The following is a 12,081-nucleotide window of genomic DNA, read 5'->3' as shown; positions in this document are numbered from 1 at the left end:
TGAAGTAAGAAAGAGTAACCCTCAGGCGTGCCTTTAAGAAAAGACATTCCCCTATAAAAAAGCCAGCGGTAGCTTGGCTAACCGCTGGCTCAAAAAAAACGCCGAGTTGAATTGTTTATTCAACTCGAGCGTTCAGACCTAACATTATGATCGCCTGCCATCCTTACTAATATGACACAGGCGGAACATGTTGAACACCTGACGCAGGTGCACCCGCTGGCGGAGGCGTGTTATCTCGCATCACGCCCTGAGACTCCCACTTCCCATCCTTCGGCACGAATTCAACATTGCTTTTCCCCGGAAGTGTAAGCGGAGCGGTCAGCCATGTATTGGCAGTGTTGATAATTGTCGAATTTGAACCACGATTTTGAATTTGAAGTCTTTTGGTTTCTCTAATCTTGTCCTTAATGGGGTCAGTCACAATAGTGAGCGAACTGACTTGATCCTCATCAATGACTCTAAAATTAGAAGCCCCATCGTTCACTATAACAATCTCCCCCCTCGGCTGACCATGATCCTGATTTTGCCGTGGCGACTCACCAGGAAACGGCTTCTCCTCCGCCGCCCATGCATTTACCGCCAGCAACATCGTACCCACAAGAGCCACTGCACAATACTTGTTCATCACTTCAACTCCTTTTGATAAAAACACATCATTTTTTGCAAACACATTAAAAACTAACATGCCGCCAAATCAGCAATCTACTGTGAGAAATAACAGGTCAGCTAACGTTTCAGAAATAAAAACCTATTGTGTTATTCCGTATTGGCTACGTGCATGTGCGCCTCTATGCGGTAGATATTCCGTTCTTCGGCCATGAATGTGGGACAATATGCGCCATTTTTAAGCCAACCCCAGAGTCAGCATGACCGCGCCCAGCACTCCCAAACCGCCACGCAAGAAACCCGTGACCCCGGCCAAGCCCGTTGTGCCGCGCAAAGAGGCCACCTTGCACCCGCGCAACCGCCACACAGGCCGTTACGACTTCCAGGCGTTGATCAAGACCACGCCGGAACTGGCCAAATTCGTGATCATCAACCCCTACGGCAAAGAAAGTATCGACTTCGCCAGCCCGGACGCGGTGCGGGTGTTCAACCGGGCGCTGCTCAAAGCCTTCTATGGCATCCAGCATTGGGATATCCCGCAGGATTACCTGTGCCCGCCAGTGCCGGGACGTGCCGACTATGTGCACTTCCTCGCCGACCTGCTGGCCAGCGTCAACGAAGGCAAGATCCCGCGCGGTTCAATCGTCAAGGTGCTGGACATCGGCATGGGCGCCAACTGCGTCTATCCGCTGATTGGCTATATGGAGTACCGCTGGAACTTCCTCGGCTCTGAGGTCGACCCTATCGCCGTGGCCGCCGCCAAAGCCATCGTGCAGTCCAACGACTTGAGCAAAGTTATCCAACTGCGCCAGCAAACCAACCCCAAGCAGATCCTGCTGGGCCTGCTGGAGCCGGGCGAACGCTTTGACCTGACCATGTGCAACCCGCCGTTTCACGCCTCCATGGACGAAGCCACCAAGGGCAGCGAGCGTAAATGGCGCGCCCTGGGCAAGGCCGACCCCAAGCGCAAGTTGCCGGTGCTGAACTTCGGCGGCCAATCGGCGGAGTTGTGGTGTGAAGGCGGTGAAGCGCGCTTTGTGACGCAGCTGATCGCTGAGAGTGCGCACTTTGCCCACAAGGTGTTGTGGTTCAGCACCCTGGTGTCAAAAGCGTCGAACTTGCCCGCGATCCAGACAGCGCTGAAAAAAGCCGGTGTGCTGGAAAGCCAGGTGGTGGAAATGTCCCAGGGCCAGAAGCAAAGTCGTTTCGTGGCCTGGACCTTCCAGACCAAGAACGAACAGCAGATCTGGCGCCAGCGCTGGGTGCGCGACTAACCCTGCTGTAGGCGCGAACTTGCTGTGGCGAGGGAGCAAGCTCCCTCGCCACAGTAACAGCGCTCCACACCCAAATCGCAGGCAACAAAAAACCGTGCCCGGATTGCTCCGGAGCACGGTTTTTTTTGCTGCGTCTTACTTGTTAACAGCGTCGGTCAGGCCTTTGGCCACAACCAGCTTGATAACTTTCTTGGCAGCGATTTCGATGGCAGCGCCAGTCGAAGGGTTACGGCCAGTACGGGCTGGACGCTCAGTCACTTTCAGTTTGCCAACGCCTGGCAGAGTGATTTCGCCGCCGTTTTCCAGCTGGTCAGCAACAACTTGGCTCAGTTGGTCCAGCAGAGCGCGCACGGTAGTTTTCGGTGCGTCTACTGCTTCAGCCAGGTCAGCGATCAGTTGGTCTTTAGTAATAGCCATTGTGGTGTTCCTTCCCTATCAAATTCATATGGATTGCAGAGTGCAGTGTCAGCCGTCGAGCCCGACCGTCATGGCCTGGCACCCCCGGCTATAACCACGGAGATCGGGGTTATAGATGCTTGAAACGGGGATTGGTTCGACCTGACAGATGCTGAATGCACGCTTAACGCCGAGACTTGGCGTAAGACGGGGCAAAACTAGCACAGAGACGGGGAAATATCCGCCTCAACATACCCATTTGGTCAGCTTTATCGCTCTAAACCGTGAAAAAAAGGCATATAGGCCGTCGGAGAGCAGCCAAAATGCCCTTCGAAGCGTGCCATGCCCAATGGGTGCGGTACACTGGGCGACTTTTTGGGGAGGCCAACCGCTCCCCTTCAACCAGCCGAGAAGCCTATGCCGATCCGTCATTGCATTGTTCACCTGATCGACAAAAAACCCGACGGCACACCTGCAGTTCTGCATGCCCGCGATTCGGAGCTGTCCGAGTCCGCCGCCATCGAGAACATGCTTGCCGACCTCAACGAGAGCTATAACGCCAAACAAGGCAAGGCCTGGGGTTTCTTCCATGCCGAGTCCGGCGCGCACCCGTTCAGCGGCTGGTTGAAGGACTATTTCGACGGTGGTCAGGATTTCACCACCTTCAGCCGCACAGCGGTCGAGCACCTGCAAAAGCTGATGGAGGAGTCCAACCTCTCCACCGGCGGCCATGTGCTGTTTGCCCACTATCAACAAGGCATGACCGACTACCTGGCCATCGCCCTGCTGCACCACAGTGAAGGCGTGGCAGTGACCGACGACCTGGATGTGACAGCGTCACGCCACCTGGACCTGGGCCAGCTGCACCTGGCGGCGCGCATCAACGTCTCCGAGTGGCAGAACAACAAGCAGTCCAAGCAGTACATCTCCTTTATCAAGGGCAAGAACGGCAAGAAGGTCTCCGAGTACTTCCGCGACTTTATCGGCTGCCAGGAAGGCGTCGACGGCCCGGGCGAAACCCGCACCCTGCTCAAGGCCTTCAGTGACTTCGTCGAAAGCGAAGACCTGCCGGATGAATCCGCCCGCGAGAAAACCAAAACCCTGGTGGATTACGCCAGCAGCCAGGCCAAGCTCGGCGAGCCCATGGGCCTGGAAGAACTGTCGGGGTTGATCGATGAAGATCGGCCAAAAGCGTTCTACGACCATATCCGCAACAAGGACTACGGCCTGTCGCCGGAGATCCCGGCCGACAAACGCACCCTCAACCAGTTCCGCCGCTTCACCGGCCGCGCCGAAGGCTTGTCGATCAGCTTTGAAGCCCACTTGTTGGGCGACAAGATCGAGTACGACGAAGCCGCCGGCACCTTGATCATCAAGGGCCTGCCGACCCAACTGACCGACCAGCTCAAGCGCCGTAACTGATGCTCGGCGGGGTCTTCAAGAAAGTCCTGTTGGTGTTGCTGGTCGTGGTGGTGATCCAGAACTGGGGCAAGATCGAGCGTTTGTTCAACCCCTCACAGGTGGTTTCGGAACAGGTACGCGCCTCGGCGCGCGTGGTGCTCTATTCCACCGAGTGGTGTGGCTACTGCAAGCAGATCCGGCGTTTTCTGGACCAGAAAGGCATTCCATACCAGGCGCTGGATATCGACAAGGACGCCCAGGCGCGCAAAGCGTATGAGGCGTTGGGAGGCGGCGGGATTCCGTTTGTGGACGTCAATGGCAGGTTGATTCGCGAGTTCAACCCTGAGGCGATCATGGCCGCGTTGAAGTAACCCAATTTGTAAAACACAGCAGATCAAATGTGGGAGCGGGCTTGCTCGCGAAAGCGCAGTGTCAGTCGCCACATGTATTGACTGAGCCACCGCCTTCGCGAGCAAGCCCGCTCCCACATTTAGTTGTGCAGTGTGCTTAGAAGTTGGCTTCCAACGACACCATCGCCGTACGCTCTTCCCCCACGTTGTAATACGCCGTACTCGGCGCCAAGCCATTCACCGGCGCCGAGTTGAACGCCACGGTGCGCGCCGAGCTCAGGTATTCCTTGTCGAACACGTTAAGCATCGAGAAGCGCAGTGCCGCTGACTTGATGACTTTTTTATCCACCGGCAAGTAGATACCGGCGTTCAGGTCGAACACCGTGCGGCCTTCGATTTTTTCCTTGTTGGTTAAATCGCCATAGAAGCTGCCGACGTACTTGCCCGCGATGTTGCCGTAGAAGCGCGAGTCGTCATACCCGAACACCAGGTTGAACATGTTTTCCGGCACGTTGGCCAGTTGCTTGCCCGCTGTTGGCAATAGCACGTTCTTGCTGAGCAAATTGTCTTGCTGCTCCGACTTCGTATAGGTGTACGAGGCGTAGTAGTTGAAGTTATGCGGCAGCAAGCCACTCCATTCCAACTCCAGGCCTTTGTTCTCGACGCTGCCGACGTTGAGCACCATGTAGTCACCGGCGGAGTCGGTGGTCGACACCTGGCGATCCTTGAAGCTGATGTAGAACAACGTCGCACTCAACGCCATGTCGTCTTCGGTGTAGCGCCAGCCGAGTTCCTGGTTCCAGCTCAACTCGGATTTCAGGCTGACGGAATCGCCCTTGTTGTACAGCACGTAGTTCGGCGGCGTGCGCATGTTACGGGTGACGTTGTAGAACGCCTGGTTACGCTCGTCGACCTGGTACTTGGCGCTGAAGCTCGGCAGGAACTGGTGGTAACGGGTGTTACGTTTTTCCGGCGTGTCGTACAGGCTGCCCAGATTGTTGCCGTCACGCTCGACGTATTGGTACGCCACGCCACCGACAAAACTCAGGTCGGGTGTGGCTTGCCAGCTGTCCTGCACCCAGAGTTTCTGCGACGGTGTCACGGTGTAATAGTGGCGGCCTTGTACCGTCGCACCGTTCTTGTCGACCACTTGGCCGCCGCTGTTGTAGTCGCCCCACACATCATCGGGGGCACCTTCACTGTTGATCCCGATAAAGGGCTGGGTCTGACGCTGGCGTGCACGCTCATACCAGTAGCCGTAGTCCAGGCTGTGTTCTTCGTTGATGTCCCACTTCAGTTTGGCGGTGACGCCAGGACGCCAAGTCTCGGTCCACGAAGGGCGGTAGTAGTTGGCCGATTTCAGATTGCTAAGGTCGTAGTTGCCGGCCTTGTCGGATTTGGGTCCCAGGTTCGACGCGGTTTGGCCGCTGAAGCTGCCACCGTTAGCCCAGTAGTAATAAGGCGTAACCGTCAGCGCCAGGTTGTCTTGCAGCTGCCAGCGCTGGGTCAGCGTGGCGTTGACGCTTTCGAACGGATTGCGGTTGAGCTTGTAGGACGCCGACAACAAACCCGCCTTGTAAACCGGCGTCTCTGCGTAGTCCTTGCGTCGCCCTTCGTTCTCGAATTGCGCCTTGCTCAGGGTGCTGTAGTTGTAGTTTTCCTGGCTGTTGTATTTGACTGTCGCCAGTGTGGAGTTGCCACTGCCGTCTTCGAACAGGCTGCTCCACTCGACTTTGTCGCTGCGCATCGTGCCTTTGCCGCGCCATTTGTCGCCTTCAAGGTGGGACGCCGACACCCAAGTCTTGAGGCCGCCGAAATCACCGGTATTGATCCGCACGAAGGTCTTGCGCAGGTCGTTGGCCCCGACAATCTGTTTGGCAAATAACCCGGACTCTTTGGTCGGCCGAATCGTGATCATGCCGATGTTGCCACCGCTGGAACCGATGTGCGGGCCGTCCGCTTCGGAGGAGCCCTGGGTGGCAAACACTTCGGCGAGGTTTTCCGGGTCGCCCAGCTGGTTTGAATAAACGCTGTAGTTGCCCGAGTCGTTGATCGGCACGCCGTCGACGGACACGCCGACCTGGTCGGAACTCATCCCCCGCATGGTGAAGTTGGTGCCACTGGTGCCGCTGGCGTCATCGCTGGAAACGTTGATGCCCGGGGTGTACTTGAGTTTGTCGATGGCGTTGGCGGTCGCCGACATTTGGTCCATGGCTTCCTTGGTCACCGTCGACCGCGCCTTGGCACTTTCTTCGCGAATCATGTGCCCGTTGCCCAGCGTTTGTTTGCCGGCGATATTCACCGAGCCCACATCCTGCGCGTCGTCTGCCAAAACCAGCGGCGCAAAGCCACCCAGGCCCGATGCTAAAAGCAGGGCATAAAGATTGTTGTAGTTCACCTGTAGATCCCTTACTGACGTTGCTCTGTTGTATGGGGCCGTCGCGTCGGCACTGGGTTGGCAGACGACGCTTAGCTTCCTGACCATTCGCTCAGGAACCCGAGGATGATCCGCGCCACGTGTAACGGTTTGGTGACAGGTTTGGGTGATTGCGATGAAGGTTCGGTGAAAGGCCTGCAGGCGCCGCAATACGAGGCCTGCAGGGGCCGAGTGGAGAATGTTCAGGAGGCATTGAGGCCTGCGGTGTGTCTAACGCAACACAATCACCCGGCCCAACAGGCTATGCTGTTCGAACCCGAGCACTGCCTGCAAGGCATTGAGCACCGCCTGCGGGTCTTTGCTCGGAAAGCTACCACTGACGCGTTTGGCGCCCATTTCGTCGTTAAGCAACAGGATGCGGCCTGGGTAGTAACGGCTCAGGTCCTGGACCACCTCGGCGAGCGGCGCTTTGTAGTAGTTGAGCCAACCGTCACGCCAGGCCAGGCGTGATTCGCTGTCCACTGTATGCATCGGTTCAGCCATGCCCGCGGCGTAGGCAACTTGCTGGCCTGCGGTCAGAATTTGCTGCTGGCCCTGCTTGGACGCTGTCACGCCAACCCGGCCGGACAACACCGTCACTTGGGCCCCGGCCGGTTGCAGGCGCACCTCGAACTGGGTGCCCAGCACCCGCGCCTCGCCACTGCCGGCCGCGACTACAAAAGGCTGGCCGGTGTGGGTCACGCTGAAAAAGCCTGCACCGCGACGCAGCTGAATGTGTCGCTCGCCGTGACTGAAATCCACCGCGATGGCGCTGTCGGCGTCCAGGGTGACCTGGGATTGATCGGCCAGGGTCACGGTCTTCACCTGCCCCGGCGCCGTCACGTAATCGGCGCCCAAATCATCGACCCAGCGCGACGGCTGCCAACCGGCGCCCATCGACACCATCACCAACAGGCACGCGGCCATTGCCAATGCGCCGGACCAGCGCATTGCCCGTGAGCGCTTCGAAGTGTTCATCGCATTCAGGTAGCCCTGCAACGCCAGGGCGTCTTCGTCCGCCAGTGCCCGCGCCGGCACTTCGCTCAACTCCCACAGCACCTGGGCCTGGGCATAGGCCTCAACGTGCGCGGGGTCGGCGCGCAACCAGCGGCTGAACGTGGCCTGGTCACCGCTGCTGGGCTGGTCGTGCAGCAGGCTCAGCCAGTCGAGGGCGGCCTGTTCCTGGGCGGGCGTGGGGGTCACGTTCACGGTGCGTTCCCTGGCGTACGTGGGGAAGTGGGTTCGCGAAGGCTGGCTTTGCAGGCTTCGAGGGCACGCATCATATGTTTTTCCACCGCGCTTTGGGACAGCCCCATGGCCTTGGCGATCTGCGCGTACTTGCGGCCATGGATGCGGTTGAGCAGGAAAATCTGCCGGGTGCGCTCCGGCAGGCTGCGCAGGGCGGCTTCGACATGGCGCAGGTCATTGCCCGCTTCGAGTGCGGCCTGAGGCTCGGAGCCTTGATTGTCCTGTTGTTCCGGCAGCCAGCCTTCGTTGCTGCGTACGCGCGCGCCTTCGCTGCGCAGATGGTCGATGGCGATGTTACCGGCGCAGCGCAACAAGTAGGTGCTGAGTTCTTCGACCTGCACCAGCGGCCTGCGCCAGAAACGCAGGAACAGGTCTTGCACCAGGTCGGCCGCTGTGGCGCGGCAGCCTACGCGTCGGCTGACCAGGGCTTCCATCTGCGAGCGCTGCGATAAAAACACCTGCAGGAAATGCGCACGTCCACCGGCCGCATCCGTGTGCTGGCTGTCTTGGGATTCCGGTGGGGTGCTGATCATCATCGCAAGCTCAGAGTAAGGCGAACGCCGCAACAGGGCTGGCCAGCAGGCCGACGCCCGCCAGGATCAAGGCCAACCTTGGCCGATACGGCAACAGCAACACCAGCAGCAGTGCGCTGAGCATCAATACCGCGCACCACTCCACCAGCCCTTGGGCCCAACCCGAGGCAGCCACCGCAGGCCAGGTCGACAGGGCCAGCAGCACCCAACCGGCCGCGCGTAACGCCAGGCGTCGAGGTGGCGAGGGTTTGCTGTGGAGCAGTTCACCGTGATGGCGGTCGGTAGACAGGCACAACGCGGTAAACCCGGCGTAGCACATCAGCAAGGCGAGCAGCATTCAGTTCGCCTCCTGCTTGAGCGTCAATGCGCGCGCGCGTTCAGCCTTGGGCTGCGGCGCCGCGCGGTGCTGCATCTTCCAGGCCGCCCAGGTCAGGAACAGACCGCTGGCCAGGCACGTCAGGTCGAAACCGGCCATGGCCCAATCACCGCTGGCCAGTGACACGCCCAAGTGCTGCGAGGTGGTCAGCGCGTTGAGCAGTGGAATCGCCGTAAACAGTAATGCGCCGACACTCAACTGCTCGACCCAACCCTGGCGGCCCCGACGCAGTAACGCGTGCAACAGGCTCAGGCCCCAAGCAATAAAGAAGGCCTGAACTTCCCAGTCGGAGCGCTCGGCGAAGTTCACCGGCAGCAAGCGGTTAGCCCAGAAAAACGCCGCGATGGCGATCATCAACCCGGACATACTGGCGATATTCAGCACTTCCACCAGCCGCAGTTCAAACGGCATCACACCGGTTTTGGCGTGCTTGAGCTGGCGCTTGCCGAGCCAAATCACCAGGCCGGTGCCGATCATCGCCGTGCCCGCCAGGCCGCAGATAAAGTACAGCCAGCGCAGTACCGGGCCAGCGAAATGGCCCATGTGCAGGCCGTAGAAACTGCCGCCAATCGCCGCCGGCAGCGACTGCTCACCACTGACCCGCAACAACTCGCCGGTGGTGCCGTTGAACGACACGCTGCTGCCGAAATCATGCGCCACCCGGTCGGCACCTGAGCGCACCACATTGACCGAGGCGTTCACATCGCCAGGGTTGTTGACCACCAAACGGCCCACATGCCCACCCGCCCAGTGCTCACGCGCTTGCTGGTACATCGGCAATAACGGCAGCAATTTACCCGGCTGGCCAAGCGCCGGCGCATTGTTGGTATTGGGGAACACTTCATTGAAGAACGCACGGCTGTCGCTGCCGTAGGAGGCAGCAATCGGCGCGGGCATCACCATGCTCATGAAGATCACCAGGCTGCTGTAGGTGATCATCAAGTGAAACGGCAGCACCAGCACGCCCACCGCGTTGTGCCCGTCGAGCCAGGAGCGCTGGCCTTTGCGCGGGCGGAAGGTGAAGAAGTCCTTGAAGATTTTCTTGTGGGTAATGATGCCGGTGATCAATGCGACGAACATCACCATCGCGGCAATGGTCGACAGCCAGCGGCCCCACGGGTAGGGCATTTGCAGCTGGAAGTGGAAGCGATAGAAGAATTCGCCGCCCATGCTTTCACGCGCCTGCACGGGCTGACGGGTGACCGGGTCGAGGACTTTCTGGATGAAGTTGCCGCGCTTGCCGGGGTCGACTTTGTCTTGCCACATCACCGACAGGCCGGGGTCGCGGCTGTCCGGCAAGGTGATAAACCAGCGCGCGGCATTCGGCGCCTGTTGCTGCAGATAGGTTTGGGCGGCGGCGAGGCTGCGCGCATCGTCGAGTGGATAGGCCTGCACTTCGGGCTGCATCCAGTGGGTCATTTCGTCCTTGAAATAGGCCAAGGTGCCTGTCAGGAAAATCGCAAACAGCAGCCAACCGAAAATCAACCCGGCCCAGGTGTGCAACCAGGCCATCGCCTGGCGGAAGCCCTCTTTCATGTGCGTGCCATCCAGAAACCTACACCCGCCAGCGTGGCAAACAGCGCACTCGGCAGCATCACGCCAAACCAGGCGCGCCACGCCGTGCGGCAGGTAAAACACCAGAGCACGGCCAGCAGGTAGAACACAAACGAACTCATCATCCCGGTGATCACTGCGTCGGCGCGGGACGTGGGCATCCACAGTGCCAGGCAGACGGCTGCCAGGGACGCCATCAGGTAACCGCCGACCACAGCGGCCAGCACGCGCGACGTGACGGCGAGGCGATAGGCAACGGGAAGTGAGGTTTTGCTTTTCATGCGGGAGGCGCCAGGGGTCATCAGCGCGCAATATTAATGATAAATATTCTCATAAGCAAAAGAGAACGGATGAATCACCTGCCCTCGCGGATTGCCGAACCTCGTCACGCACCCTACAATGCGAACAATTCTTGTTCTCTAAAGCATGCCGATGCTTATGGAGTGATTGCGTTGCAGCCGTCCAACACCGTTGAAGTTCTGTACAACGACCATCACCACTGGCTCACTGGCTGGTTGCGACGCAAGCTCGGCTGCCCGGAAAGCGCGGCCGACCTGGCCCAGGACACGTTCATCCGCGTACTCACCGCGCGAGAAACCCCGACGCTGATCGAACCCCGCGCCTTCCTTACTACCGTGGCCAAGCGCGTGCTGTTCAACTTCTACCGCCGCCAGGACCTGGAGCGCGCCTACCTCGACGCACTGGCGCAAATGCCCGAGCACGTGGCGCCGTCGGAAGAAGAACGCGCAATCATCCTGCAAACGCTGATGGAGCTCGACCAACTGCTCGACGGCCTGCCCACTCAGGTTAAACGCACCTTCCTGCTGGCCCAGCTCGACGGCCTGACCTACGCGCAAATCGCCAGCGAACTGGGCATCTCCATCGCCACCGTCAAACGCCACCTGAATAAAGCGGCCATGCGCTGCTATTTCGCGCTATGAACTTCTCCTCGCAAGTCGCCGAACAAGCCGTGCACTGGCTGATGGAAATGCAGCAAGGCGCGCTCAACCCGCGCCAGCAAGCGGCCTGGCAGCAATGGTTGAATGCCCACAGCGAGCATCAGCGTGCTTGGGACCATATCCAGCGCGTCAACCAACGCCTGCGCGGCATGCCCTCGCCCTTGGCGCATGCCGCCTTGAACGCACCCAAATCCAGCAGCCGGCGCCAAACCCTGAAACTGTTGCTGATTCTCGGCGCCGGTTCGGCCGCAGCCTGGAGCCTGCGCCAGCAACATATTCTGCCGCCACTGACCGCCGACTACCGCAGCCCCGTCGGCCAGCGCCGCACGGTGCAACTGGCCGACGGCAGCCAGTTGCAGCTCAACACCGGCAGCGCGGTGGATGTGCATTTTGATGGCCGCCAACGCTTGGTTCGCCTGCTGGAGGGCGAGATTTTGCTTACCGCCCGCGCCGGCGATACGCCGCTGCACGTACTCACCGGCCAAGGCCTGCTCAGCGCCCAGGCCGCGCGCCTCAACGTGCGCCAGTTCAATGACCATACCCAGCTGGCAGTCTTCGAGGGCCATGTCGACGTGATGCCCAACCGCTACAGCGGCCTGCCGCTGACGGTCGAGGCCTCGCGCCAGGTCAATTTCACCCGCAAGGGCTGGGACACCCCGCGCCCGACCGACGCCAACAGCGGCGCCTGGGCCGACGGCATGCTGGTGGCTGCGCACATGCGCCTGGAAGATTTCCTCGCCGAGTTGGGACGCTATCGCCGCGGCCAGGTCAATTGCGACCCGCAAGTGGCCAACCTGTTGCTGTCCGGCAGTTACCCGCTGGCCGACAGCGAGCGCATTCTCGATCTGTTGGAAGTCAGCCTGCCGGTCAAAGTTCGGCGATTTACCCGCTACTGGGTGACCGTCCAAGCACGCGCGTAAATTATTTAGAAAAATATGAGCCGTTTTCCACACCTCGCGTGACAGAGA

13 protein-coding genes are annotated in these 12,081 nt (G+C 59.7%); 5 read left to right on the top strand and 8 right to left on the bottom strand.

All coding sequences use genetic code 11. The features are described from left to right. Window positions 1-166: 166 nt before the first annotated feature. Window positions 167-685: a hypothetical protein gene (locus ACA065_RS05530; RefSeq protein WP_497693638.1), complete on the bottom strand. Its 519-nt coding sequence runs from the start codon at window positions 683-685 to the stop codon at window positions 167-169. A gap of 181 nt (window positions 686-866) precedes the next feature. Between ACA065_RS05530 and rlmF the strand changes: the two genes are divergently transcribed. Further along, the gene (gene rlmF / locus ACA065_RS05525; RefSeq protein ID WP_497693637.1) at window positions 867-1,880 is read left to right on the top strand and encodes a 23S rRNA (adenine(1618)-N(6))-methyltransferase RlmF; all 1,014 of its coding nucleotides are present in this window, start codon (window positions 867-869) and stop codon (window positions 1,878-1,880) included. A 135-nt stretch (window positions 1,881-2,015) separates the two neighbouring features. Here the strand turns inward: rlmF and ACA065_RS05520 are convergent, their stop codons facing one another. Next, window positions 2,016-2,297, bottom strand: coding sequence for an HU family DNA-binding protein (locus tag ACA065_RS05520; RefSeq protein WP_003188840.1), 282 nt, complete (start codon window positions 2,295-2,297; stop codon window positions 2,016-2,018). Between the two features lie 396 nt (window positions 2,298-2,693). Between ACA065_RS05520 and yejK the strand changes: the two genes are divergently transcribed. Both yejK and ACA065_RS05510 read left to right on the top strand, forming a co-directional pair. Further along, the gene (yejK, locus tag ACA065_RS05515) at window positions 2,694-3,698 is read left to right on the top strand and encodes a nucleoid-associated protein YejK (protein ID WP_497693636.1); all 1,005 of its coding nucleotides are present in this window, start codon (window positions 2,694-2,696) and stop codon (window positions 3,696-3,698) included. Further along, window positions 3,698-4,048 (top strand): glutaredoxin family protein, encoded by a 351-nt coding sequence (locus ACA065_RS05510; protein WP_497693635.1) that lies wholly within the window; start codon window positions 3,698-3,700, stop codon window positions 4,046-4,048. The genes yejK and ACA065_RS05510 overlap by 1 nt, the downstream gene beginning before the upstream one ends. Before the next feature lie 136 nt (window positions 4,049-4,184). Here ACA065_RS05510 and ACA065_RS05505 read toward each other — a convergent pair whose 3' ends face one another. The 6 genes from ACA065_RS05505 to ACA065_RS05480 all read right to left on the bottom strand — a co-directional run bounded on the left by ACA065_RS05505 (window position 4,185) and on the right by ACA065_RS05480 (window position 10,435). Next, window positions 4,185-6,425, bottom strand: coding sequence for a TonB-dependent receptor (locus tag ACA065_RS05505; RefSeq protein WP_497693634.1), 2,241 nt, complete (start codon window positions 6,423-6,425; stop codon window positions 4,185-4,187). A gap of 249 nt (window positions 6,426-6,674) precedes the next feature. Next, window positions 6,675-7,652: a FecR family protein gene (locus tag ACA065_RS05500; protein ID WP_497693633.1), complete on the bottom strand. Its 978-nt coding sequence runs from the start codon at window positions 7,650-7,652 to the stop codon at window positions 6,675-6,677. Continuing rightward, on the bottom strand, window positions 7,649-8,227 hold the full coding sequence (locus tag ACA065_RS05495; RefSeq protein ID WP_497693632.1) for an RNA polymerase sigma factor: 579 nt from the start codon (window positions 8,225-8,227) through the stop codon (window positions 7,649-7,651). Before ACA065_RS05495 ends, ACA065_RS05500 begins: the two co-directional genes overlap by 4 nt. 7 nt (window positions 8,228-8,234) lie before the next feature. Further along, window positions 8,235-8,561 (bottom strand): DUF3325 domain-containing protein, encoded by a 327-nt coding sequence (locus tag ACA065_RS05490; protein ID WP_497693631.1) that lies wholly within the window; start codon window positions 8,559-8,561, stop codon window positions 8,235-8,237. After that, on the bottom strand, window positions 8,562-10,136 hold the full coding sequence (locus ACA065_RS05485) for a PepSY-associated TM helix domain-containing protein (RefSeq protein WP_497693630.1): 1,575 nt from the start codon (window positions 10,134-10,136) through the stop codon (window positions 8,562-8,564). It abuts the gene before it with no gap. Further along, a complete protein-coding gene (locus ACA065_RS05480; protein ID WP_497693629.1) occupies window positions 10,133-10,435 on the bottom strand; it encodes a DUF3649 domain-containing protein in 303 nt (100 codons plus the stop codon). The genes ACA065_RS05485 and ACA065_RS05480 overlap by 4 nt, the downstream gene beginning before the upstream one ends. 171 nt (window positions 10,436-10,606) lie before the next feature. Here ACA065_RS05480 and ACA065_RS05475 point away from each other — a divergent pair, with 171 nt between their 5' ends. Beyond that, window positions 10,607-11,095, top strand: coding sequence for a sigma-70 family RNA polymerase sigma factor (locus ACA065_RS05475; RefSeq protein WP_497695305.1), 489 nt, complete (start codon window positions 10,607-10,609; stop codon window positions 11,093-11,095). Beyond that, the gene (locus ACA065_RS05470) at window positions 11,092-12,033 is read left to right on the top strand and encodes a FecR domain-containing protein (protein WP_497693628.1); all 942 of its coding nucleotides are present in this window, start codon (window positions 11,092-11,094) and stop codon (window positions 12,031-12,033) included. The genes ACA065_RS05475 and ACA065_RS05470 overlap by 4 nt, the downstream gene beginning before the upstream one ends. Window positions 12,034-12,081 lie beyond the last annotated feature (48 nt).

Source organism: Pseudomonas sp. LBUM1640 (assembly GCF_059716225.1).
The sequence above is the reverse complement of the archived record's forward strand: the minus strand, read 5'-3'. Positions and strand labels throughout refer to the sequence as shown.

What these genes read in the sequence shown, in the direction of transcription:
- ACA065_RS05530 (WP_497693638.1), bottom strand. Translation starts at nt 685, where the DNA reads ATGTTAGTTTTTAATGTGTTTGCAAAAAATGATGTGTTTTTATCAAAA.
- ACA065_RS05520 (WP_003188840.1), bottom strand. Translation starts at nt 2,297, where the DNA reads ATGGCTATTACTAAAGACCAACTGATCGCTGACCTGGCTGAAGCAGTA.
- ACA065_RS05495 (WP_497693632.1), bottom strand. Translation starts at nt 8,227, where the DNA reads ATGATGATCAGCACCCCACCGGAATCCCAAGACAGCCAGCACACGGAT.
- rlmF (WP_497693637.1), top strand. Translation starts at nt 867, where the DNA reads ATGACCGCGCCCAGCACTCCCAAACCGCCACGCAAGAAACCCGTGACC.
- yejK (WP_497693636.1), top strand. Translation starts at nt 2,694, where the DNA reads ATGCCGATCCGTCATTGCATTGTTCACCTGATCGACAAAAAACCCGAC.
- ACA065_RS05490 (WP_497693631.1), bottom strand. Translation starts at nt 8,561, where the DNA reads ATGCTGCTCGCCTTGCTGATGTGCTACGCCGGGTTTACCGCGTTGTGC.
- ACA065_RS05510 (WP_497693635.1), top strand. Translation starts at nt 3,698, where the DNA reads ATGCTCGGCGGGGTCTTCAAGAAAGTCCTGTTGGTGTTGCTGGTCGTG.
- ACA065_RS05470 (WP_497693628.1), top strand. Translation starts at nt 11,092, where the DNA reads ATGAACTTCTCCTCGCAAGTCGCCGAACAAGCCGTGCACTGGCTGATG.
- ACA065_RS05485 (WP_497693630.1), bottom strand. Translation starts at nt 10,136, where the DNA reads ATGAAAGAGGGCTTCCGCCAGGCGATGGCCTGGTTGCACACCTGGGCC.
- ACA065_RS05480 (WP_497693629.1), bottom strand. Translation starts at nt 10,435, where the DNA reads ATGAAAAGCAAAACCTCACTTCCCGTTGCCTATCGCCTCGCCGTCACG.